The organism is Paenibacillus septentrionalis (genome assembly GCF_042659865.1).
In the GTDB taxonomy this organism is placed as follows: Bacteria; Bacillota; Bacilli; order Paenibacillales; family Paenibacillaceae; genus Pristimantibacillus; species Pristimantibacillus septentrionalis.
The window spans coordinates 141,369-165,993 of sequence record NZ_JBHSTE010000002.1; the positions used below are offsets into that span (position 1 = coordinate 141,369).

Below are 24,625 nucleotides of genomic sequence, written 5' to 3' on the forward strand. Positions count from 1 at the left end.
ACTGATTCCTATCAGAAAAAAACATGCCAGCCCATCATTTATCAAGAAAAGTAGACAAGTTATCGGTGTTTGCAGTTTAAATGAAAATATGCAATAATAGTCGTCCGCTGCTTTACGGTTTATACAAACGACTATTATTGCATATTTGTTTACATAATTATATTTACGTTCTTTATTCAATATTCTACATCATTACACATCGAATTCCATCATACGTTTAGCTTGATCAATTAGCTCTAATGGGGATACTGGTTCTGTTTCATCAAATTGAGACGCACCGATTCTCAGTTTAATCGCAACATTATATTTTTCCTTGTACTCGAATTCATTCAGCTCGTTTATTTTATCCTTCAAGCGCTGGATAACAATTTCAGATCCCTCAATATCCGTGAATAGCACGATCCCCCATGTCGGTTTTTCGTTATTAAGCAAGTATAAGGAATCATTGCTTCGTACCAATGATTGACTGAGCTCTGAAACCTCTAGCAATATGCTTGAAAACTGCTCAGTGCTCATAACTCTTTTAATTTCATCCCAATATTTCACGTTAATTACGAGAAGCGTTAACGGAATCTTGTACCTGACTGATAGGGCCATGAAGGTTTGCACATCCTGTTGAAAGGATAATGTATTTTTCAGTCTAGTCGTCTCATCAATCGTAGCCAATGTTGAATTTTTGTTGAGCAGACGTTCATTTTCCTCCTGGAGCAGACGATTGCTATGCGTAAACAACCAAATGAGCAACGTAATAACCGGTGTCAATACTAACCAGAAGTAATTCGTCCCACTTATAACATCGCCCATTGTTGCCACCTGATACAGCGTATATGAGCCATACCCGAAAATAAACAGCAGATTCAGAATCAAGCCTGTAATGATCGTTGTAAAATACGTAATGATCGCAATTAAGAAGGCCGCATTCAAAAAGATCATATTCATGACGTAGTTATTCGGATTATTAGCTATAAACATCATAATGATAATACAAGCTATGATGAACAAAAGAAACGCTACATCAGATATAAAGCTGTTTTGAAATCGTTTCATTACTCTTCCTCCGCTTGCGCCAGTATTTGCGTGTTAGCAACAGCAGTGCCACAATGGCTACACTCATTGTTACCATAGCAGAAAGTACAAAGGTTAACACATCTTTTCGTTCTGTAAGATTCAGTATTGGTGCTGCCTGAGCATGTTGCTCCTTGAATCGATAAGCAGAGACCTGGCCATCAAGATCAGTAATAATGCTATCGCCATATAACTGCCACAGCTTATCTTCAGATACTACTAATTTTGAAGCTAATTCATAATATCGTGGCTCAGCACCTGAGATGACAAGCATGCCAAAACCATCACTGTAAGGAGATGGAAGCAACTGAAGTGTACCTATTTTTTTACCGTATTCGTACTCAATGCTTTTCTTTTCGTTTGAAATAAAGCTCTCTCCATTGGCAGCATATCGGAAGTATAGCTTGTCATTCACTTGACGAATTAATGCGTTATTGGAGAAGGAGCCAAGCACGATAAGCTGTTTGTTTTTCAGCATGCTTACATCGACGTTGTCCGAATATACCTTCACATCACCATGATTCGTTTGCGCATATCTACCCAATAAGTGAAAGACATTCGACAACACCGTATAATCAGTTGCAGTAAGCTGCTCGGGCACAACGATCGCGATTGAATTAAATCCCCCACCGTGCATAAAATTTGATGGATAATAATTAAACAGCAAATCATGCCGATCAACAGTATTTAATTGAAGCATTGACGATGAATCGATGTATGCCCACGGCACATGATCGTGACTGACGCAATACATCTCTTCTATTTCCAGGTCAAAAGCTACTGTTACTGTAAAATTGCCGTTCACATCCAAATTTTTAGGAATGGAAAGCTCCAGTACATCCTGATTAGCCATAACCTCAGACAATCTTTTACTGCCGATCGGTTTGTTGTTGATAAGAACGGTAACTAGGGAACGATTAAAATTCAAATTCTGCGCGTACCGCATATCGATCCTAATTTTACTCGCTTCTGCAATGGATTGATTAGCTGGCAACGAAACAAAATAACTTTTTTCTTGATGTGCAGGCCCCATTAATCGATCGCCTGTTTCCGTTAATGTAATGATGCGGCTTACGTTAACAGCTGGTGTTAACACGTCTGTATCTGCGTCAATCCATTTTTCGTTCGTAGCTGTCTGCTCCATCAATTCCTGATTCGCGACATATTTTCCTGCCTTAACCAGCATCTCTTCATTCTGTGAAGTTACAACCAAAATATGCTGCTGTTCCAGCTCAATTAGCTTCAATAGCGCTCGCTGCTGTACATCAACCTGTCCCAGTGCGGTTTTGATGCGCTCGGGAAGCTCGTTATACATGCCAACATATATGACAACCTGCTTCTCGGCAATCTTCTCATCTCCTTCTGGCAGCAGCGGAACCGGGAGGCTTCCATCAGATTTGGCTTTTGCCAGACCGGCAACCCCATAGATTGCTGACTCAAGCTCAGCAGAGGATGAATTCTTGTTGACAACCACAGCATGATCTACCGATTTTACTGTATCCAGTCCAATAAAACGTTCAAAAAACTGGTTAATGCTTTGCTTCATCGGTGCACTAGCATAGGATACGGTAACAGATGAGGAATCGTTAATTGTCATCCAGTTATTATCATTCTCCGTCACATCACATACATTGTACAACCCTTCATCTGTGCTGCTTGTTCGCTTCCCTTCAATCATGACCGTATTAATACCTGACACTAATAAATGAGAAGGTATTGATATCGAGATTCCTTTGCTATGCTCTTCCGATGGACGAAAAGAGTGAAACGGCGTACCGTTGATCGACAACGTAATACTTGATTTCTCTACGTTAAGAAGCGAAGAAAAATTATATTCAAGATATAAAGCAGCTTCCTCAACATTCCAGTAGTCTTCAAGCTCAAAATATTGATAATTTGCAGTTTCGTAACCAGAAAGAGCTACCGGACTAAACTGTCGCGTGTACGTTTCCAGTGAGCCTTCTTCCGCATTTGCTCTTTCAGTTGTATTGCCCATAATTAAACAAAAGAGGATAACACCAAGCACCAGCCATTTTTTATTCATCATCTTCTCTCTTCCTTTTATTATTGATGTGTCGTACTTAAAACCGTTCTGTTTTATACCACTTGATTTCACGCTTGAAAATAACATCCTTCGCATATTGATATAATCCGTATGCCGCTACCAGCATCCATAGCTGACAATACGTTATATACATCAGCATAATAATCCAAAGGTTAGATAACCTCATCTCACCTTTTTCTGTTATGAGCGTAATAAAGGTACCGACAATAAATAGTACAATCGCAAGCAGCCACAAAAACGAGCTAAAGCTTGCAATCGTCGTCTCAACATAACCTAACGCGTTCATAATAAGAATGGAATCGGATAAGAGCAATGAAGACAGCAATAGTAAATAAATAGACAAAAAATAAAGGATATCAAACCGCACTTTTCTAGATGATCGGTTAAACAGCAATGGAATATTTTTTACAATGACATAAATGTTTCCTTTCACCCATCTTGTCCGTTGCTTGAACCATACCTTCAACGTCTGCGGCTCCTGCTCCCAGGTTACTGATTTCGGTTGGAACTTGATTCGATAACCTAATCGGTAGATTTGGAAGCTAATTTCGGTGTCCTCCGCTATCGCATTGACATCCCAGCCTCCAATCGCTTCAATAATGGTGCGACGCAAAATAAAATTGGTTCCTGGGATGGTGCACAGCTTGAACAAGTTCCATCGTCCTGCCTGAGCCATCCATTGAAAAGACAAGGTTTCAATGTTAATGAATCTCGTTAATAGATTCGCATCACGGTTGCGCGTGCGGAATTTGCCTATAACGGCTCCTAATGATGAATCATGCATCATCTCTGCTACCAAATATCGCAGCGCATTTTTTTCAGGGGTGTTGTCTGCATCATAAATCGCGATGATCTCCCCCTTACTTCTTTCAAATCCGATATTTAATGCATTCGATTTGCCTTTTCCGCCTGTCGTCGCATCTGTATGTATACAGATCAACTGTCTATCGCTAAACTGCTGCTGCAGCTTTTCCAGCAGCTGCTTGCTATTGTCTGAGGAATTATCGTTAATGACAATGATCTCGTAGCGATCCTTGGGGTAATCAAGCGCCAGCAAGGAACGTACAGTTTGTATAATCACTTTGCCCTCATTATGGGCTGGAACCATAATCGACACGAAAGGATACTCTGTTAACGGTGGAATCTCAGTTTTTTCATTTTTAATGTAGTAAAGATAGCCTGCAATAATTAATACCACATTAACCAGCAATAACGACCAAATGCTAAAAACTGAAAACAGCATGACGATATCAGCAGTAGTCATTCCCAAACTCCTATTCCACGTATTTTTTTCTATACAAGCGATATCCGATCCATAACAACACAGCAAATACAATCAGAACAATTGTTATAAGTACAATAAATATCCGGTTTTGTACCGTGAACAGCTTTTCGAAGCTTGCTTCCTTTTGTTCAATATATACGTGCTCTGAGCTAATCTCGATGTACAATTCCTTCAGCTGCAAATCGTTACCGTTTAGTCGCAATGTCCCCTTTTCCGAGACGACTTCAGCTTGCTCGGTAGTAACAGAATGGGATTCCAGCTTATAATCGCGGAATAACACCCATGCCTCAGACAGCCATTCCAATTTTTGCTTAGCTTCATCAGCGGATTTCAGCATATCAATTGTCAGTGCAATATTGAAAGGCATGTCTTCGATAACAAGTGATTTGTCGGCATGCTTCTTCCACTGCTCGAGCTCCAGACTATACATGCTTGATGGGAACACCTGCAAACGATTAGTCGGTTGATTACTCATCATTTTCACATTCGGGAGCATAATGACCGAATCATAGAACCTTAACCCTTCAGATAAATAATACTCGTCCTCAAACCAATACAGTTCAGCGGTAGCACCGAGCGGCACAACGGAATGTTCAACTAGAAAATTGATGTAAGACACAATATTGCTGCTAAGAACTGATAAGTCCGCACTAATCGTTTGAGAGGATACGGTCGGTGCGTCAATCAAGATCGAGCCATTGCGTGCCTGCATGTAGCCCAGTGTTTCTGCATAACGCTTAGCCGCAGGATAATCGAAATTACTAAATATTGGATTTGCGCTTACAAGAAACGGGATCCCTGCCTGGTACAAATGGTCGCTGATCTCGCGAAGAAGCTCCAGGTCGGAAAAAGGATATACCTCCGTTAGCAGCACATACATGCCGCCTGCCTGATCTACGTTCAGCCAATCCTTTAGCACATACCCTGCTGCCCATTCGCTTAAATCGCCTTTCAAGTAAAACGACAAATACGCATAATTGCCTTTGATCAAGGCGTAAGGAGATGTACTACTACTCATCATTTCTTGAATGCTGCCATATTGCTTCGCATCATGTGCCGCATCAACAATCATCGTAAGCTCATCGCTTAAGCGAAGCTCATTTGAGAAGCCATTCATTGTCAGGCGCACTGCTGGGGATTGTTCTGTCTTAATCTTGAGCGCCAAGGCACGAACCATGCTGGAAGCCGGCTTAGCCCCAATATGCAAGTACTTTCCAGTGTAACGCTCCATATCATGCATCAGCGCGTCATCATCAAAAGCCTGCTCATCCTTCTGCTTGTTTCGCAATATGATCACATGTGAATAGCTGTTAACCAAGTTTTGTTCATAGTGCTCGATGTTAATAGTAGTTACATCCACATTAAATACGCCAAGCAGTCGTTTTAATGCATCTACATTCCCTTCCGCAGACGCTCCAAGTGACAGACTGTCATACACAAGCAATACTTGCTTTTGCTGTTCAGCATGAGCCGTACCAGCTGAGGCAGTTACAGGAAATATAATGGCTATCAACAGGAGAGTCAGTATATAACGCTTCATCGTGTTACTCCCCCTTCCTTCATGACCATAGTCGCCGCGCGATCAAGCTGCATACTGCTGCATAGGTTACAACGTCAAAGCTAGCCGTGAATAAAAATTGGTGTTTTGCCAAATCGGCATCCCCAGCGCCAACAATCGAAACCAATATAGCAGATAGACCAATTAATATTAACGTCACAATCAGCGGCAGCGGCAGCATTCCCCTTTTATCTCTAGCCTTGAAGGCTGTAATAAAGGAAGGAACGAACAAACCAATCATAATCACAATCCATATGACAATAAAACCGAATGTTTTCGGAGATATGGATTGTTTCACCTTGCTGTAAAGAGAAAAAAATGACGTCTGCTCACCAAAAGGCTTGCCTACAGCCTGCTCGAAATTGCCCATTGCTTCAGGACGAATCGCGAATCCGTTCTGTGCGGCCTTATTCAGCATGCTAATCGCCTGATCCGGATGCGAGATGTAATACAGCAAAACTGAAAAGAAGCTGTACCGATTATAAAAGTTTTCAACCAGCAGGTTTGAATTTACATCAACAGTCGTATACGGCAAATAATAGATATCTCCGCTTAGCACCGCATACTGTCGATCAATGTCAAACGCTTCAAGTGCCGCTTCTGGATCAGGAGAATTCAATAGAATACCTCGATTCATCGCATGGTACTTGTTAATGTTTTTGAACTCATCACTGATTAGAATATAGGAACCTACACCTGCAAATAATACAGCGGCCAAAGTTATCGTTGTCACGGCGCGAAATAATTTGCTTGGCTTAATGAACAAGAGCAGCAAGCCCATTACAGCAATAATAATGCCAACAGGAGAATTCTGCTGTTTGCTAGTTGTTAGCAGCAAGCTTGAAATAGTAAACAAAATCATCATGACGTAGTCATTGTAGCGATTCCGATAGATCAATAGAAGTGAGGCAACCATGTAAATTAACGAAATGAGGACAACACTTTCACTGTAAAAGGAGTTGAAATAAGCCGTATAAGCCGTGTCTGCAAACAGGAATATCGTTACAAGGCTTATGATATAGCCTCTCTTTCGATCAAGCTGCCATGTTAATGACTCCGTCAGTAGATAGATTCCAATAACATACAATACGGTATAAAGTGCTCCCTGGAAACGAATATCGAATACCTCGGTACTAAAAAACCACTCGTTGAGCTGAAGCGCCATTTTAATAAAAATCGACTGCGACGAAAATAGCGTTGCTCCGTTCTCATTAAAATATTGCAATATACCATATTGCTTCACAAAATACCCTAAGTACTGACTATCATAGTGTGGATCATGAAAATATAAACCATTACTATACAAGATCCGAAAATAATCTCCGTTATCAGCCATGCCAATGAATGGCGGGATAAATAATGCAAAAGTTGTAATTAGCAGCACGCCAATTGCTGCTACGAAGGCTGGTGTTGTATAAAAACGTTGCTGTTCGACTTTCAGCAAATCCTCTCTTACACTCATAGATCATGTTCACTTTCTTTAATTTAATATGAATAGGCAAGCAGTGCATGGAGGTTATCAAAAGAATAGGCTTGACGTGATGCGATATCTCCATATGCTCCGTACAGTTCGCTATCCTGCTCAAGTACTTGAAATTGCTCCATTCTCTCGATACTGTCCCTATACAGTTTTTCATCACGAAGCTCGGAACCAATGATTGCAGTAATCGCATAGATCGCCGTTGACTGGATGTCGGTAAGCGGCTTTCCATCTCGAGAGTATCTACCATAAAGCGTTCCCTGCTCCACCTGAGTTTTAATATAATCAATACTTCTCGCTTGCTGTTTTCCAACCTCAACCAATGATAAAATCGTTAGCAACGACTCCACCGTGTTAATGTCCTCCGATTGATAGGCTGCTTCTTCATATAAATATCTCGTTTCATAAAATGGAAATTCATCTGACAAATAGCCATTCTGAACAAGCTGAAGCATATTTTCTATTAATGCAGTTTCATCTGCTATAAGCTGCAGCGTTCGAAGATCAATATAGCAAAGCGTAATAAATGAGTTGGTCATCTTATAATAATCGTCATAAAAATCAAATAGGCGATCTTCTTTCGAATTATAGTTTAAAAACCGCTTTCCAAGTCGCTCTGCTTGTTCTCGATAGTTATTCTGCTCAAATCGATCAGCTGCCTCATACAACGCTCTAATTATTCTCAGATCATCGACTGCCGCGTTAACCGTATAAAGCTTATTGTGCTTTGGACTAAAACGGTAACTGAATCCACTTTCCATATTGAATTGGCGTTCAGTCAGCTTCCAGGCTTGTTCGAATTGCGACTCTTGACCCGTTCGCGTATAGTAACGCATAGCCAATCCCATTGATTCACTTAGTATTTCATGCCCTGTGGCTACTAACTCCTGTTGCTCGGTATCCTGGTAATTGGTATAAATCCCATTGTCTCCGGTTAATTGTGCAATTATAAAACGATGCAAGAGGTGCTCTCGTTCTTCGTTGTGTTCAGTGGTTTGGGATTGAATAGAAGGGCTAGGTATAGGTACGTTATTGACATGATTGTTATTAGTATGGTCGCACGAGGCTAGCACGCTTGCAAATACTACTAGTAGAATGCAAGTAAACCACTTCATAATAATTGTTCGAGCTCCTTTCACTCTTAAAAGCATATTGCGCTCATGACTACCAAATAAATCTAATACAAGGCAATAACTTCTCATACGCGTATAAGGCTGCCCTCAATAAATCTATTTCATAAACTCGATGCGATAATTATATCATCTACCTCTGAACAAAAACTGAACAAATTTATAAATTTCTGATCATTTGCCAAGTAAATATTAGAAACTCAAAAACAATCTGGTTATAATGTACAAAAAAAGAGACGAACACATCGTTCGTCTCTTCCTAGAAGTAAATTAGAACACCTTCGTTGTCCATGATTCACAATTCCATACCTCTGTTACTACGTCGCGATAAAACTCAGGTTCATGCGAAATAAGCAAAATAGAGCCTTTATACGCTTTTAGCGCACGCTTCAGTTCATCCTTTGCATCTACATCAAGATGGTTGGTCGGCTCATCGAGTACGAGTACATTGGACTCATGATTAATAATTTTACATAGACGAACCTTAGCCTTTTCGCCACCGCTTAACACTTGGATTTTGCTTTCAATATGCTTGGTCGTTAGACCGCATTTGGCAAGCGCTGCACGAACCTCGAATTGCGTAAAGGAAGGGAATTCCTTCCATATTTCCTCGATACATGTATTGTAGTTGTCCTCTTTCGCTTCCTGCTCGAAGTAACCAATTTGCAAATTCTCACCGCGTTCTACTTCTCCACTCACAGCAGGAATAAGGCCAAGCAAAGATTTCAGCAACGTTGATTTACCGATCCCGTTTGCACCGACAAGCGCAATTTTTTGTCCGCGCTCCATGCGAAGGTCCAGCGGACGAGACAATGGCTCGCCATAACCGATAACAAGCTGATTCGTTTCAAATATAAGACGTCCTGCTGTTCGGCCTTCCTTAAAGTTAAACTGCGGCTTTGGTTTTTCCTTCGCCAGCTCTATTACATCCATCTTATCGAGCTTCTTCTGACGGGACATCGCCATGTTGCGTGTCGCTACACTCGCTTTATTGCGCGCAACAAAATCTTTCAAATCAGCAATTTCCTGCTGCTGACGCTTATAAGCTGATTCAAGCTGCTGCTTTTTCATTTCATATACTTGCATGAAATGATCATAATCGCCAACATAGCGTTCCAGCTTTTGATTTTCCATATGATAGATCAGGTTAATGACACTGTTCAAAAACGGAATATCGTGAGAGATCAAAATAAACGCATTCTCATATTCTTGCAAATAACGCTTCAACCATTCAATATGCTGCTCATCCAAATAGTTCGTAGGCTCATCCAGCAGCAAAATATCAGGCTTCTCTAGCAGCAGCTTAGCCAGCAATACCTTGGTCCGCTGACCACCGCTTAGATCATTAACATCCTTATCCAGACCAATATCGGTCAAGCCCAAACCACGTGCTGTTTCATCGATTTTCGCATCGATCAGGTAGAAATCCTGATTCGTCAGCGTATCCTGGATGGTGCCAACTTCCTCCAGCAGCTTTTCCAGCTCCTCCGGGGAAACCTCACCCATTTTCAGGTACATATCGTTCATTTCCTGCTCCATATCGAACAGATATTGAAACGCACCCTTCAGCACATCACGAATTGTCATTCCTTTTTGCAACGCCGCATGTTGATCGAGATAGCCAACACGAACGCGGCGAGACCATTCGACTTTTCCATCGTCTGGCTGCAGCTTGCCTGTAATAATGTTCATAAAGGTGGATTTCCCTTCGCCATTCGCTCCGATCAATCCAATATGCTCGCCCCTAAGCAAGCGAAACGATACATCATTAAAAATTGCGCGATCGCCAAAGCCATGGCTAAGACGTTCAACATTCAATATACTCATGTAAGCACCCTATTCTTTGTTCATATCTCGCTATATTATAATCGCAAATAACCCTTCACCTCAACCGTTATTGCATAAAAATGATACCGATCTACCAATCTTTCACGAGTTTTGTCGATAAGTATATGCAATCCGCCATACATAAACTGACAAACAAATGATTTTTTATTTGTTACGATTAGCATATTCCGAAATATTTTTTTGAGGTGACTATCTGATGGAACTATGTGCAATCATGAATGAACATTTTGAAAATGAAACCATTTGCTTTGATGGCTTTGCTTTCAAAGACTGCATGTTTACGAACTGCGTCATTTTAATAACTTGTATGGACTTTGAATTTGTCAATTGCTCCTTCGTTGGTTCGACACTACATATCGAGCCATCGTTACCGATATTCGAAATCTCTACTCAACTATCACAATCGACCTATGACGAATCGTCGCAATGCTTTCGCAATGAATTTCAGTATCCTAACCCTGAATTGCCATTACAAAAGGCGTAGTTAATCGCTGAATCAGGCTGCAGCTATTGTGAGTATGGTCGTTGAACCCACTCTATTAAGCTGCAGCTTTTTCATTATGTGACCTCTCACATAAAAAAGCCTGCTAGGCTAACCTAACAGGCTCATTCATCATGCTCTATTCAACTTGGTGAATTTTGATTAGGTTCGTAGCACCTGCGCGGCCGCTAGGAATACCAGCAGAAATGATTACAAAGTCACCAGACTCCACATGATTCGTACGAACGCTGTTGCGAATTGCAGAGTTGAACATTTCGTCTGTAGATGAAACGTACTCACCTTTTACCGGGAATACACCACGTACTAGCGACAGACGACGCAATGTTTTCTCATTCGGCGTAATGGCAATGATTGGAGCTTTCGGGCGGTATTTGGACACCATGCGTGCCGTAAATCCGCTCTCTGTAGGTGTTAGAATAGCTTTAGCGCCAATTTGCAGTGAGCTGTTCACAACTGCTTGAGAAATCACTTCTGTAACGGAAGTAGATTCTGTATTCATATTCTTTTTGTATGCTTCATTATAATCAATCGTAGATTCAGTGCGATCTGCGATCATGGCCATCATTTTTACGGACTCAAGCGGGTATTTACCAGCAGCAGATTCGCCGGAAAGCATAATCGCATCTGCGCCTTGCAACACTGCGTTAGCTACGTCGCTTACTTCTGCGCGAGTCGGACGAGGATTTACCTGCATTGAATCAAGCATTTGTGTTGCAACGATAACTGGCTTGCCAGCCTTGTTGCATTTTTCGATCATAACCTTTTGAATCATTGGAACGTCTTCAGCAGGGATTTCTACGCCAAGATCACCACGAGCAACCATAATGCCATCGGACGCTTCGATAATCGCATCAAGATTGTCGACGCCTTCCTGATTTTCGATTTTGGAAATAATCTGAATATGAGAAGCACCTTGATCTTCAAGAATTTGACGAACCTCGAGTACATCCTCTGCTTTACGAACAAAGGACATCGCGATCATATCAATTCCTTCTTGTATCCCGAAGTTAATATGCATAACATCACGTTCTGTCACACCTGGCAACGTCGTGCTGATACCAGGAAGATTCACGCCTTTGCGCGGTTTCAATGCGCCGCCGTTCATAACCTCGCAATGCATATCAGAGCCTTGCACTTCTGTTACATGCAGTTCAATAAGACCATCATCAATAAGAATAACATCACCTGGATTAATGACGCTTGTCATATCAGGGTAGTTAACACTTACACGCTCGCCATTTCCAGTAATCGGATCTGTCGTTAGCGTGAATGTATCGCCTGTTTTTAGCTCATAGCTTGCTTCCTCTAGTGTACCGATGCGAATTTCCGGACCTTTAATATCCATCATTGTTGCAACAATTTTACCAGCCTCTTCTGCTGCTTCACGCACAAGCTGAATACGAGCGCTGTGATCAGCAAGCTCGCCATGTGCCATATTTAGACGTGCAACATTCATCCCTGCTAGCATCATTTCTTTAAGGATAGAGATAGAATTACTTGATGGACCCATTGTACATACAATTTTAGTGTGGCTCATTTTTGTTCTCCTTCTGACTCGAAATCTTCTTTACATCTTCATCAATGTCTTCATTTTAGACCTTTTTTCACGTCTCGTACATGAAATATAGTATAATGGGTGTACTATAGTGTACCGAGGTGTCGAAATGATTCATCAATTACAGCTATTTCATACTGAAGGCTCGAAATGGAGCAAGCAGGTCCAGCATCAGGACAGTCAGTTTCACTTTTACATCTTAACGTACGGCAGCTGCGAATTTCATACTGCAGATGCTGCATTAACTGCTCATAAAGGAGAATTTGTTCTTGCTCCAGCTAACTGTTCATACGAAGAACGCTCCCCCTTGACGGGATTGCATCAAAAATTCAGCTTTTCCTTTGCCGCATCAGATGCTTTACTTGTTATGCTGCCCATGCTCGCCAAAAATAATTGGCTCCATGCCGCAACAGGATTATATGAGCGTAGTATTGAGCGTTTGCGCCCGCTCTGGAAGGAAATGCAGGAGGAGCAGCCTTACTGTCTGCTTCGTATCGGATCTTTTCTAATGGAGACGCTTGTACTCTGGCAACGCGAACTGGATCGTGGCGAGCTTGCCCCTGCTTCGCTCATTCATATTGAGCGGATGAAGCAATATATTCAGGCGCATTATCGCGAGCGGATTACGAAAGAAATTTTGGCAGATTACATTAGACGCAGCCCAAGCTATGCTGCTTCGTTATTCAAAAAAGGAACCGGTCAAACGATCAGTGAATATGTTCATGCAGCTCGTATGAAAACCGCAATGTACATGCTTGCCGAGTCGCTATTGTCCATCACTGAAATAGCCGAATATTTGGGCTATGCCGACGTTTCCTACTTTCAGCGCTTGTTCAAGCGGACCTATGGCCAGTCTCCAAGCTATTACATGCAGGACCGCAAAGGGACGGGGCGTTAATAATGTTGTATGAACAGAAATTGACTGACTTAATATGTAGTGCAGAGTAATGCAGTATAGTTTATCACAATAATAATTAATGCCATTAATCATTTTTTTGTGCAGCGCATTGCATTCATGCTTTCCCCTTTTATTTCCAAGCAACACTGCAACCTAAAAACGGTTAGATACCGTTGTTAAAGTCGTACGCTCCTCTGAGCTGCCGAACATAACAATCGTGGATCTAACCGTTTTTCTTTCAATATCGTGCACCGTTGCTCGCTAGCGAAGTCGTTACAGTGCAAGTGCTTCCTTCTTCGACGACTTGCCGAAGCGTTGGCGATATCCGCACTTGCGGCACAGCTCTTCTACCGCTTGTCTGCGCGAGAATCCGTCATAAATAGCGGTTGCGCGTTCCCCTGCAATAATGTCCGTGAAGCTCTGCTCATTCACATTGCCAAGCTTTAATATTCCTTCGCCGTCTAGGCAGCATGGAATGACCGTACCATCAATAAGCACCCCTGCTTGATTGCGAAGCGCATGACAGAAGCCTACCCCATCATCCTCTTCCTCATCCAGTGCTGGCCAGCGGAATTGAGGATCCTGATTCAAATATACGCGATCGGCGATTTTCATGCCCGAGCCTGTTCCTGGCTTGTAGCGCTCTTGAATTTCATAATCAAGGTCAAAGGCTTCCTCAATCATAGCGAGCAGCTCGCGATTGCGCTTTGTTTTTACGTTTTCCTCGTTGTTTTCTGACAGATTCCATAAGCGAAACGACGAAATCATATCCGTTGTCGCTCTTGCCTCATTTACAAACTCTAATATATCAGCCAAATACTGCTTTAAATCACGACTGCCAGGATCACCGTCAAAGCTATGCAGTGAAAAGTTCATTTGCCGCAAGGCAGGCTTGCCAAGCAGCTTGCTTCTATTTTTCCGAATCAACGTTCCATTTGTCGTAATATTGACCTTAAAGCCCTTTTCTTCGGCTATGTCGAGCAGCTGATCTATTTTAGGATGCAGCAGCGGCTCTCCTTTTACATGAAAGTAAATATAATCGGTGTAGGGTTTGATTTCATCCAATGTATGAGTAAATTGCTCGATTGATAAAAATCCTTTAGCCCGCTCGGTAGGCGGACAAAAATAACAGGATAAATTACAGATGCTTGTCGTTTCAATATAAAATTTTTTGAATCTTCTCATTTGCATTACGCCTCTTCACGTGATATAGTCCCTCTCATCATATCACACTTCGGTAAATTGTCGCATCTCTTCTGCTGACAGTCACTCGGTACGCCCTTTTAATATATCTACCGCTATTGCCTGCAAATGTCACGTAAGATATAATCCTTTTTATGCGTTTCTTATTGAACGGAGCAATCTCTTCACACGTTAAAGATTGAAAGGCAGGATGATGATGCACCAAAACAAATATTGGGTTCTCGTTGTCATTGCGGGTTTGTTTGAGGTGGTCTGGGTGTCAGGCCTTAAATACTCCTCTACGCCGCTGCAATGGACTGGGACTGTTATTGCGATTATTTTAAGCTTTTATTTATTTATTTTAACAACCTATAAGCTGCCTACAAGTACTGCTTACGCTGTTTTCGTAGGGCTTGGCGCAGCAGGTACTGTAATCGTTGAGATGGTTGTGTTTAACGAGCCCGTTCATGCTGGCAAAATCATTTTGCTGACTACGCTGCTTGCTGGTGTAGTCGGGCTTAAATTAGTGGAGCATCCTCCAGCTGATCAGAATGCTACTGAAACGAACATATCTGACACCTCGTCGAGCAAGGGGGGCAACAAATGAGCTGGTTTCTTGTTATCGCAGCAGGTTTATTTGAAATGATTGGCGTCATCGGCATCAATAAGCTGAATGAGCGCATTTCTGTTAAAAACATCAGCATTATGGTCATTGGGTTTGGGCTTAGCTTCGTGTTTCTTACCTTATCGCTCGAGGAGCTCCCAATGGGAACAGCCTACGCAATTTGGACAGGAATTGGCGCTGCCGGGAGTGCGATGATCGGCATCCTTTTTTACAAAGAACCGAAAAATGCTGCACGACTGTTCTGCATCGCTCTTATCATCGCCTCGGTGATCGGGCTTAAATTAATCTCGTAAATAAGCATTCCATAACAAAAAGCAGCTGTGCTTGGCACTGCTGCTTTTTTGTTATACCTTATATGTCTTTATACATCAAACTCATTTTTAGGCTTGCGTGGCTGACGAGGAACTTTATTTTGTACCGCGGGCAGATGACGCATGCTTCGAAGCATGGGTCCTTTGCAAATCGGACAGGTTTGATCAGAATGTGCAAATTCCTCACGAACCCAAGCCTTACATTCAGCATTTTTACATTTAAGAATTTTAGTTGGTTTCAAATCTGTTGTTGTGTTAGTAGTCGTCACGCTAAATGTTTCCCTTCACTTACAAGTTATTTCACTCTTGATCCCATTTATTGAATTGGAATTAGGCACACAGGCTTTGTAGAGAAAGCCTCTTGCCCCGTTGTTGACAGCTGGCCTGTTTCAGCATCTCGCTTCAATACGACGATGTTATTGTTGTCGCGATTGGCTACAAGCAGGTATTGTCCTGATGGTGTTAGTGTAAAATGACGAGGATGTCCGCCGCCTGAGGAAATATGCTGCACGAGCGTTAATTTCCCTTGCTCATCAACAGCGTACACAACGATGCTGTCATGCCCTCGATTAGAGCCATATACATAGCGTCCATCAGCCGAAACTTGAATTTCAGCTGTACCGTTTTCGCCAGAAAAACCATCTGGCAGTGTAGAAATATGCTGAAGCTCATTCAAAGCTCCTGTAGTCGCGTCATAACCGAATACACTCACCGTTGAATTCAGCTCATTAATCACATAGGCTAACGGCTTAGATGGGTGAAAAGCTAGATGACGCGGGCCAGAACCGCCAGGCAGCTTCGTTTCACCTGTTTTAATTAATTTAAATTGTTCAGCATCAAATGTATAAGCAACAAGTAGATCAAGACCCAGATCCTGTACATACAGATAACGTCCATCCGGGCTGAAAAAGCTGGAATGAGGATGCGGTCGATCTTGACGCTCCGGATCCACGCTGCTGCCAGTGTGCTGTACAACATCTGCTAAGTCGCCTAACGTGCCATCAGGATTCAGCTTGATAAGACCAGTCATTCCACCATGATAGCTTGTAACGAACAACGCCTTATTATGCTTATCGCGCTGAATATGGCAGGTAGTTCCAGCAACTGAAGGCTGCAGCTTTACTAGCTCAAAGCCCTGCTCGTCATAAAGCAAATGGGCCAGCGCGCCAGATTTGCTACCATCCTCATTCACAAGCTCACAGATAGCATAGACACTGTTGTTCTCTGCATTCACATTGAGGAAAGTCGGGTTTTTCAAGCCACTGTATGCAGCAAGCTGTTTTAGCTGTCCGGTCGCCTCATCGAACTCAAAAAGCTCTACTCCATTTTCGTTTTCTTCCGCGTAAGAGCCTACAAATAGTAACATGTCAGGTCACGCTCCTTTATACTTTACAGCCATCAGGGCCACAGCTGTCACTGTCATCTGAAGAAACAACTTGAGTTAAGCCGCCAGCACGCTCCGACCATGCTTTGTTCAAGGTGTCAAGAAATACAGATACTGGCTGCGCACCGCTAATCGCGTACTTGCGATCAACAACAAAAAACGGAACTCCGCGCACACCTAGCTGCTGCGCTTCGAATTCATCCGCTCTTACCTGTGATTTAAATTTCTCAGGATCGCTAAGCACGTCAGCAACCTGAAGTCCTACGGATTCCGCAAGCTCAGTAAGCACTTGATGATCAGACAGATTTTTATTGTCTGTAAAATAAGCGTAGAATAACGCTCCAGCAAGCTCTTTCGCCTTCCCTTGCGACTCTGCATAGTGCATAATGCGATGCGCATCCAATGAATGAATCGTCATCATATTGTCAAAGTGAAAGGTTAATCCTGCCTCCGCTGCACGACTTGCTACGCCCTTAGTCATTTCCTTTGTTTGTGCCACACTATTTCCGTATTTCTCGGCTAACGCCTCAATGGTTGAGCGCTGCGGAGTTTCATTAGGGTCCAGCTCAAAGCTTTTATATTGCGTCACGATCTGCTCCCGATTGGGAAACTGAGCCAATGCTTGCTCATAATACGTTTTTCCTATGTAACAGAAAGGACAGGCAAAATCCGACCAAATTTCTACTTTCATGTTCTTACCCCCTTTTCTATTGAATCCAATGTCACCTGCTATGTCGTCATGCGCTATGAATGATCATGGTTTCTTAAGTCTCAATTATTGTACCCCAACCCGACAGTTGGTACAATATTGACTATACGATGTTTTTCATTTATAGAGGGAGCTGGTACGATGAATATTATTAAAGTCAAAGATCGTCAAGAGCTCGAACGCAGAATGCCAAGCATGCCGTGGTATGTGGAGCAATTCATCCAGTATAAACTGCCTGATTTGTCTCCCTCCACCTTGTTAGAATATATAAGAGACTACGAAACCTTTTTTCACTGGCTTATGGCTGAAGGCCTGTCTCAAGCAACCTCGGTAAAGGATGTATCACTCACGGAGCTTGAGCAGCTGCGCATGGAAGCAATTGATGGATATCGCTTATATCTTTCCACATTCAAGGAAGAGCGGAACAGTCGAACGACAATTACTCGCAAGCTGTCCTCGCTTCGCTCACTTTTCCATTACTTGAGTCAAATTGCCGAGGATGAGCACTTTTATCCGTTGCTCAAACGCAATGTTATGGCAAAGGTCGCAATTAAGCGAACGCATAAGCCCAAGGATACAGCGGCTAAGCTGGAAGGCAAGCTGCTGCAAGAGCATGAAATTGATGAATTTCTACACTATGTGCGAGTCGACTACGGCAAGGATATGGCGCGCAATAAGCAAGCCATGTACTCCTATCAGTTGAACGTTGTGCGAGACAGCTGCATTATCAGCTTGATTCTTCACTCAGGTCTGCGTGTCTCAGAGCTTGTAAACTTGAATGTTGACGATATCGATCTCAAAAAAAAGCTGTGCTATGTATTCCGTAAAGGTAAAAACGATGAAACGTTCAAAACACCGGTTTATTTCAGGCAGGCTGCGGTTGACGATCTGAAGCAATACTTGGAGCTGAGGGATACAAGCTACCGCGCTCCTAAAAAAGAGAAAGCGATGTTTTTAGCAATTGCCAACGGCAAAAACGAAGGCTCACGCATGACGAAACGAGCCATTCAAGCGATGGTAATCAAATATGCGACTCATTTCGGAAAGCCCTACCTGTCTGTACATAAGCTTAGACATTCATTTGCAACCGACTATTATTTGCGTAATGATATCTACAAGACACAGGAGCAGCTTGGCCATGCCTCGCCGGATACAACGCAAATCTATGCCCATCTTACGGATAAAACAATGGCGGAAGCCATTGATCGTACACAGGAAAACTAGTCTGCATCTGCAAGATGCTTGATGCAGCAGGATCGATTTTCACAGCATACAGGCGTACAATAAACGATGAGACTGCTAGTGTATAGGGATGTCTCAGGAAACAGGATTTACAAGATAAAAGACACATTAGAGAGAACAGAACAGGAGCTTTAGGAGGAACCAACTATGATAGAGGAACATACCATCATCATCGGAGCAGGTCCATGCGGATTGGCGGCTGCAATATCGCTTCAGCGAATCGGGATAAAACCGCTCGTGATCGAAAAGCGCAATATCGTGCATTCTATATCACAATATCCTACGTATATGTCATTTTTCAGTACAGCTGAACGACTGGAGATTGGCGATATTCCATTTACAACGGCAAATGACAAGCCTACTCGGTTAGAGGCTTTGAACTACTACCGAACAGCTGCACAGCGCCACAATGTGCGTGTACAGCCATTTATGACCGTCACAAGCATTAACAAGACAGAGCAAGGTTTTTTACTTAATGCCATTAATCAATATGATGAAACATTCCAATATGCAGCGAAGTACGTCATTGTCTCGACAGGCTATTTCGATCATCCTAATATGCTTGGCATTCCAGGCGAGGATCTGCCGAAAGTAAGCCACTTTTTCCGTGAAGCACATCCTTATACAGGTCTGGAGGTAGCGATAATCGGCGGCAGCAACTCTTCAATCGATGCAGCGCTCGAGCTTGAGCGCGTAGGCGCACGAGTTACAATTGTTTATCGCGGGGCCGAATACTCTAGAAGCATCAAGCCGTGGGTTCGACCAGTTATCGAAGCCAAGGTCGAAAAAGGGGCGATTCGCATGCTGTTCTCTTCACGGGTTGAAGCGATTCTTAATCGCACTATTGAAGTGTCAACACCTGAAGGCAGACAAGTGCTAGCTAATGACTCTGTGCTTGCGTTGACCGGCTTCCATCCTGATCATGATTTTTTAACAGCCGCTGGCGTTACCTTTGAGCCTGAAGGTCATCCTTCCTATAATCAGGATACGATGGAAAGCAATGTGCCTGGCATCTTTTTAGCGGGTGTTGTTGTATCCCGTAAAGAAGACGCTAATGAAATATTTATCGAGTCTGGACGGTTCCACGGCGATAAAATAGCAGCCTATCTATCTGCACGAGGCGAGGGTCAAGCTCAGTCGTAATGTAAAAATGACGCGCGACAAATTCAACTTTCACTATAGTATGGGCCGAACATGAAACCATACTTTCGATGCTTATAAAGAAAACCGAACGATAACGAAATTGTGTTGAGCCACATTTCGTTATCGTTCGGTTTATTGTTAGCGGAAGCTATTCATTTGGTGTCATCACCGAGTATCGCTGATCACAAGTTAGCAAGCAACTGCTAGAGAATAGAGTGTTATGTGATGCTCAAACCTAGGAGTTAAGAGTGCTACGATCTCCCCTTTTTCTGAGTCTGCTCTAGTTGCTCCTTAAGCCGGTCTATCTCTTGCTCATTAGGCTCAATGTCCCCGTAGCGGGTATCATTGTAACGTTCTAGCAGACGTTCATAGGCTTGATTGTTGGCGTTTTCCCCGTCTTCCTTAAGCAGTGCGATCGTTTCCTTTGCCGTATAATAAGGAGCAATCGGCTTTCCTTTTTGCCGTCCTAGATCAACTGCGCTGCGGTAAAGAGCTCTGACCTTCTCGGCAGCACTCAGTCCTTTCCAGCCCTTTAGCTTGGCAGCAGGTTTGACCTTCTTCTGCTTCTTCTCCTTAAGCTTTTCCGGCACGAGTTCTTCAATTTCATCTGTATAGCCCGTTGCAGTACTGCCTTGCAGCCCCTTTAAACGAAGCAAATGAGCAAGCATCTGCTTCATTAGCGGCATAAGCTTGCGTACAGCATAGTATACAACGACAACAGCCAGCGCGATAAGCGCTGCAATCGCCAGCCATTTCACTATAAGCTCAAGAATAGCCCAAAACTTAGATGGTTCTCCTTGTGGTCCTAGGTCTCCAAGCTGGGGCATTTCTCCTGAAGGCTGCTCTTGCGGCGGCGGCTCTTCAACTGCACGCTCTCGCAGCAGCCAAGCAAGCAAAGCTGTTATCCATTCCCCTACATATCGCTCCACTAGACGCTGCAAATCTCGAAACAGCATAATGCCAACGACCAGCAAGGAAATGATCGTAATATAAATTCGATTCATAATTACTGAGCGTTTGATCGTCGCCGACGAAGCGTCAATCATCTGCTGATCCGTCACCATACGTTCATTATGAATATATAAAAATAGCAATACTGCCAGAATGCCTAAGCTATAAAAAAGCGTATTATAGCTCGCCAGCTCATGCAGAGCTGTCACCTTCAGGACTTGCAGCACAACCGCAAGAAATAAAAAAATAAGCATAATCGTACTTGAAAAGCTATTGATCCAGCCTAGCTGCAACGAACGAAAGCTGTTTGTAACAAACGTGAATCCAACTAACAAGCAGCCAATCCATGCATTAAGCGGCAGGTCTTGGGAAGTGAGCGCTGCCAGTATGAGCAGCGGGGCTCCACCAAGCAAGAGGACGGCAGATATTCGATAGGCGTTTCTGACTTCTGATTTATTGTAGAGCAGCTGATACGGTAGCCAATACGTGACAATCAGCAATACAACCCACAGAAGCAGCATCGAATCTGACAGACTGTATATACCAATCGTTAGCCATATCGGCGCATAGAAGATTAATTCAACGATTGCCTGCCATAATGGCATAAACCATCGCTTTAGTGAAGAACCACTCATCCTACCGCCTCCTTGCCCTGCTCCTTATTACCTGAATATTCATACAGCTCGTCCGCCCGAAGCACGAGCACGGCATTTTGCTGCTGTCGAAGCTGCTCTGCTGCTTGTTCTCCAGCTTCATTCCAATAGGAGCTAATGATCAGAAGATCATGATGCGTTAACCATTCTTCAGCATAGCGAAGAAGCATTTCATGCAAGGCTTCTGTTCGATCCAGGAGCAGTTTGGACATTTGTTCTAATATGACATACCAATGCCCTTCGCCACGAGCAGGCGCAATCCAGGTGCTTGAAGCTTGATCTAAGCTTCTCATGTTAGCGGCAAAACCACACTCCATTCCCTGCTCGATCGCTTGCTTTGAAATTCCGGCAGCAGCATTGATGCACCACTCAATCTGATCAACATTGCTAACCACCTTCCACATTCCCTCATGGTCATCCACATTTACAATAATTAGAAGCTTTCGGCTGGCTGTAAATTCATATTGATGCACCTGAAGCCCGCCCGTACGGGCCGTTGCTTTCCAGTTTACAGACTTTAGCGAGTCGCCATACATATACGGTCTAGTCCCCGCCGTTAGAAATGGGTCTGGAAGGATAAAGCGCTTTACGATTTGATCGCCTTGCCAGCTATGAGATGGCAGATGGTCCAGCGGAAGTTCAAGCGGCTTTGGGTACACGGTTAACTGGGAATTCAGTGGAATCTTTTTGGTTTGCCTCGTTAACCCTAGCAGATCTCCACTTGTTAAGGTCACCGTCTGCAGCTGATACAAGCCGCGCCGACGCGGAATTAACGTATGGGTACGCTTAATGCGTTGATAGCTCGAAAGCGTGAAATAGCTTTGATGGTTTTGATAATGGCTGCCCGCACTAACCGAAAAATTATCCTGGTTGCTAAACTGCAGCGATGCTTCTAATGAGGATTCCACATACATCCATGGAATAGGCAGCCGTTTTTTATTGCTAAGTGTTTCAACGAGCATCGTTTCATCGTCCTGAAAACATGTTCGCGATACGAATTTGCGACTGTATTCCAACCCTTTAAAGCTGAATCGTCGAAATAAGACCTGCTGTATTGCCACAATAATTAATGTCGTTAATAAAAACCAAAACAGCACCATACACGCTACACTCCATGCGGCATTGCTTCAGTAGGTACCGTAACCTGCTGCAGCACCTGATGAATCACATGCTCGGTTGCCGCAGTACCGCGATGCATGCCGCGCAATGCCAAGCGATGCGCGAGTACAGGAGCAGCCATCGCTTTTACATCATCTGGCGTTACATAATCTCTTCCTCTAAGCGCAGCATACACCTGCACCGCACGCAGAAGCGCTTGACTGCCACGAGGCGATACGCCCATCTGCACATCTTCTCTAGTTCTTGTAGCCTCGACAACCGCCACAATATATCCAAGCAGCTCATCGGACAGCTTTACACTGGTGTAGCTTCGGGCTGCTTGTGCAAGCTGCTCCTTTGTAACAACGGCCTGAAGCTTTTGCAGAGGGTTTTCGTCCTTGAAGCGTTTTAGCAGCTCCACACCCTCTTCGCTTGTAGGGTAGCCCATTTTAATTTTGAACAAAAAGCGGTCAAGCTGCGCTTCCGGCAAAGGGAAAGTTCCTTGCTGCTCAATTGGATTTTGCGTCGCAATAACCATAAATGGAGAACCTAGCGGCATCGTAATGCCGTCGATACTCACTTGCTTTTCCTCCATACATTCGAGCAGGCTCGATTGCGTTCTCGGAGTCGCACGATTGATTTCATCGGCAAGCAAAATATTACTGAATACCGGTCCTGCTCTAAACTCAAACTCGCCGCTTTTTTGATTATAGTAGTGAATGCCGCTCAAGTCAGACGGCAGCAGATCAGGCGTGAACTGAATGCGCTTGAATTGCAGAGACAAGGAGCTGGCTAATGATTTCGCAAGCATCGTTTTGCCTGTTCCAGGAACATCCTCAAGCAACACATGACCATTGGTAATTAATGCAATAACGAGTAGTTCTATAACCTCATCCTTGCCTACGATTACTTTTCCTACATTGCTTTTAACTGCTTCATAGATTTGCTGAATTGCGGTTTGGTCCATGAGAACTCCTCCAATTCTATTAGCGACTACGCAAACGGATAGCTGCGTCCAGCTTGTTTTCGTTGCAGCTGCTGCAAGTCTTTCCAATGAATAAGCTTAATATTTTGCTCCTGCAAATACTGCTTGAACTCCGGATGCTGCAACGCTTCCCATTCGACGATGCGCTTGCTTGCATGACTATGGAAATAGTTCAACTCCTCAGAAGGCTTGCTGGGGTGCACAATCAGCTCTGACACTCCTGGTTTAAGCTTGCTTAGATAGCTCTTCAGCTCCTGCAGAAAAGACTGTGTCGTCTCGTCAGCTTTTGCTTCGAACGGCAGCCCGATCAAGTAATCGACAATGACAACACCCTTCTGATCCGCCAGCTGCGCAAGCGCTGTCAATTGTGGTTCGAGTTGAGCAGGCACAACTTCCTGCTGCGCTTCATTGACGTAACGCGGTAGACGAAACGGCAAGCCATAATGCGCACATACATCTAGCGCTTCCACTAAAAAATGCTTGCCCGTTGCTAACCCGTACAGGCTGCCCATATGGCTGTCCGCATGACTTGGCTTCATACCAAGCTGAAGTGCCATCTCAATTTGATGGTTAAGCTCGAGCGCAACCTGACTTGGCGTTGCAGCCTGCTCAAAGCCCAAGCAATCATGATGAAAATAGCCTTCATTCGTAACAAGGCTCGATACATCGGCGTTGCGTGTAACTGGCCCCCATTTGTAAGCATTCCATTCGCTTGTAAACGTAAAATGAACACCTACATCATACTGAGGGTTGTTAACGCTCCAGGAGACCGCGGCACGTGCATAAGCACAAGGCATCATTACTGTCGCAGAGCTGATCGCTTCAGATTGGAGCAGCTGCTGGATTCCTTCGTTAAAGGAGGGAGACAATCCAAAATCATCACCGTTAATTATGAGCAGTCGATCCTGCTCTGAATATCCTAATTGCTGTGCCAGACTCATCCTTCATCCCTCGCC

At 43.5% G+C, this 24,625-nt stretch carries 21 protein-coding genes; 5 read left to right on the forward strand and 16 right to left on the reverse strand.

Translation table 11 applies throughout. From position 1 onward, the window contains the following. Nucleotides 1-192: 192 nt before the first annotated feature. From ACFP56_RS05575 to pyk, 8 genes are all read right to left on the reverse strand, one after another. On the reverse strand, nucleotides 193-1,047 hold the full coding sequence (locus tag ACFP56_RS05575) for a diguanylate cyclase domain-containing protein (protein ID WP_379232078.1): 855 nt from the start codon (nucleotides 1,045-1,047) through the stop codon (nucleotides 193-195). After that, the gene (locus ACFP56_RS05580) at nucleotides 1,016-3,112 is read right to left on the reverse strand and encodes a cellulose biosynthesis cyclic di-GMP-binding regulatory protein BcsB (protein ID WP_379232080.1); all 2,097 of its coding nucleotides are present in this window, start codon (nucleotides 3,110-3,112) and stop codon (nucleotides 1,016-1,018) included. Before ACFP56_RS05580 ends, ACFP56_RS05575 begins: the two co-directional genes overlap by 32 nt. Before the next feature lie 34 nt (nucleotides 3,113-3,146). After that, a complete protein-coding gene (locus tag ACFP56_RS05585; protein ID WP_379232082.1) occupies nucleotides 3,147-4,394 on the reverse strand; it encodes a glycosyltransferase family 2 protein in 1,248 nt (415 codons plus the stop codon). A gap of 10 nt (nucleotides 4,395-4,404) precedes the next feature. Then, nucleotides 4,405-5,955 (reverse strand): hypothetical protein, encoded by a 1,551-nt coding sequence (locus ACFP56_RS05590; protein ID WP_379232084.1) that lies wholly within the window; start codon nucleotides 5,953-5,955, stop codon nucleotides 4,405-4,407. A 19-nt stretch (nucleotides 5,956-5,974) separates the two neighbouring features. Then, nucleotides 5,975-7,435, reverse strand: a complete 1,461-nt coding sequence (gene wsfD, locus ACFP56_RS05595) for a glycan biosynthesis hexose transferase WsfD (protein ID WP_379232086.1) — start codon at nucleotides 7,433-7,435, stop codon at nucleotides 5,975-5,977. A 23-nt stretch (nucleotides 7,436-7,458) separates the two neighbouring features. After that, entirely contained in the window at nucleotides 7,459-8,415 is a 957-nt protein-coding gene (locus ACFP56_RS05600) for a hypothetical protein (protein ID WP_379232088.1), read from the reverse strand. Nucleotides 8,416-8,853: 438 nt separating this feature from the next. Next, on the reverse strand, nucleotides 8,854-10,410 hold the full coding sequence (locus ACFP56_RS05605; RefSeq protein ID WP_379232091.1) for an ABC-F family ATP-binding cassette domain-containing protein: 1,557 nt from the start codon (nucleotides 10,408-10,410) through the stop codon (nucleotides 8,854-8,856). A 641-nt stretch (nucleotides 10,411-11,051) separates the two neighbouring features. Beyond that, complete coding sequence (gene pyk / locus ACFP56_RS05610; RefSeq protein WP_379232093.1) at nucleotides 11,052-12,470, reverse strand: pyruvate kinase; 1,419 nt, start codon at nucleotides 12,468-12,470, stop codon at nucleotides 11,052-11,054. Between the two features lie 127 nt (nucleotides 12,471-12,597). On the opposite strand from pyk, the gene ACFP56_RS05615 reads away from it, so the two are divergent. Continuing rightward, entirely contained in the window at nucleotides 12,598-13,386 is a 789-nt protein-coding gene (locus tag ACFP56_RS05615) for a helix-turn-helix transcriptional regulator (RefSeq protein WP_379232095.1), read from the forward strand. A 273-nt stretch (nucleotides 13,387-13,659) separates the two neighbouring features. Here the strand turns inward: ACFP56_RS05615 and ACFP56_RS05620 are convergent, their stop codons facing one another. Then, nucleotides 13,660-14,571 (reverse strand): radical SAM/SPASM domain-containing protein, encoded by a 912-nt coding sequence (locus ACFP56_RS05620; protein WP_379232097.1) that lies wholly within the window; start codon nucleotides 14,569-14,571, stop codon nucleotides 13,660-13,662. A 214-nt stretch (nucleotides 14,572-14,785) separates the two neighbouring features. On the opposite strand from ACFP56_RS05620, the gene ACFP56_RS05625 reads away from it, so the two are divergent. Both ACFP56_RS05625 and ACFP56_RS05630 read left to right on the forward strand, forming a co-directional pair. After that, nucleotides 14,786-15,175 (forward strand): DMT family transporter, encoded by a 390-nt coding sequence (locus ACFP56_RS05625; protein WP_379232099.1) that lies wholly within the window; start codon nucleotides 14,786-14,788, stop codon nucleotides 15,173-15,175. Continuing rightward, nucleotides 15,172-15,486 carry a DMT family transporter gene (locus ACFP56_RS05630; protein WP_379232101.1) on the forward strand — a complete coding sequence of 105 codons (315 nt, stop codon included), beginning with the start codon at nucleotides 15,172-15,174 and terminating at the stop codon, nucleotides 15,484-15,486. Before ACFP56_RS05625 ends, ACFP56_RS05630 begins: the two co-directional genes overlap by 4 nt. A gap of 68 nt (nucleotides 15,487-15,554) precedes the next feature. On the opposite strand, the gene ACFP56_RS05635 is transcribed toward ACFP56_RS05630, so the two are convergent. From ACFP56_RS05635 to ACFP56_RS05645, 3 genes are read right to left on the reverse strand one after another with little or no spacing between them, the layout of a single operon-like run. Further along, nucleotides 15,555-15,773 carry a cold-inducible protein YdjO-related protein gene (locus tag ACFP56_RS05635; protein ID WP_379232103.1) on the reverse strand — a complete coding sequence of 73 codons (219 nt, stop codon included), beginning with the start codon at nucleotides 15,771-15,773 and terminating at the stop codon, nucleotides 15,555-15,557. Between the two features lie 47 nt (nucleotides 15,774-15,820). After that, entirely contained in the window at nucleotides 15,821-16,870 is a 1,050-nt protein-coding gene (locus tag ACFP56_RS05640; RefSeq protein WP_379232105.1) for a lactonase family protein, read from the reverse strand. Nucleotides 16,871-16,886: 16 nt separating this feature from the next. Further along, nucleotides 16,887-17,579, reverse strand: coding sequence for a DsbA family oxidoreductase (locus tag ACFP56_RS05645; RefSeq protein WP_379232107.1), 693 nt, complete (start codon nucleotides 17,577-17,579; stop codon nucleotides 16,887-16,889). 159 nt (nucleotides 17,580-17,738) lie between these two features. Between ACFP56_RS05645 and xerS the strand changes: the two genes are divergently transcribed. After that, nucleotides 17,739-18,821 (forward strand): tyrosine recombinase XerS, encoded by a 1,083-nt coding sequence (gene xerS, locus ACFP56_RS05650; RefSeq protein ID WP_379232109.1) that lies wholly within the window; start codon nucleotides 17,739-17,741, stop codon nucleotides 18,819-18,821. Nucleotides 18,822-18,986: 165 nt separating this feature from the next. Continuing rightward, a complete protein-coding gene (locus ACFP56_RS05655; RefSeq protein WP_379232111.1) occupies nucleotides 18,987-19,982 on the forward strand; it encodes a YpdA family putative bacillithiol disulfide reductase in 996 nt (331 codons plus the stop codon). A gap of 251 nt (nucleotides 19,983-20,233) precedes the next feature. Here the strand turns inward: ACFP56_RS05655 and ACFP56_RS05660 are convergent, their stop codons facing one another. The 4 genes from ACFP56_RS05660 to ACFP56_RS05675 are packed head-to-tail and all read right to left on the reverse strand — an operon-like array spanning nucleotide 20,234 to nucleotide 24,610. Beyond that, nucleotides 20,234-21,568, reverse strand: a complete 1,335-nt coding sequence (locus ACFP56_RS05660) for a DUF4129 domain-containing protein (RefSeq protein ID WP_379232113.1) — start codon at nucleotides 21,566-21,568, stop codon at nucleotides 20,234-20,236. Further along, on the reverse strand, nucleotides 21,565-22,686 hold the full coding sequence (locus tag ACFP56_RS05665; protein ID WP_379232115.1) for a DUF58 domain-containing protein: 1,122 nt from the start codon (nucleotides 22,684-22,686) through the stop codon (nucleotides 21,565-21,567). The genes ACFP56_RS05660 and ACFP56_RS05665 overlap by 4 nt, the downstream gene beginning before the upstream one ends. Before the next feature lie 5 nt (nucleotides 22,687-22,691). Beyond that, nucleotides 22,692-23,651, reverse strand: coding sequence for an AAA family ATPase (locus ACFP56_RS05670; protein WP_379232117.1), 960 nt, complete (start codon nucleotides 23,649-23,651; stop codon nucleotides 22,692-22,694). 26 nt (nucleotides 23,652-23,677) lie between these two features. Further along, complete coding sequence (locus ACFP56_RS05675; RefSeq protein WP_379232119.1) at nucleotides 23,678-24,610, reverse strand: polysaccharide deacetylase family protein; 933 nt, start codon at nucleotides 24,608-24,610, stop codon at nucleotides 23,678-23,680. Nucleotides 24,611-24,625 lie beyond the last annotated feature (15 nt).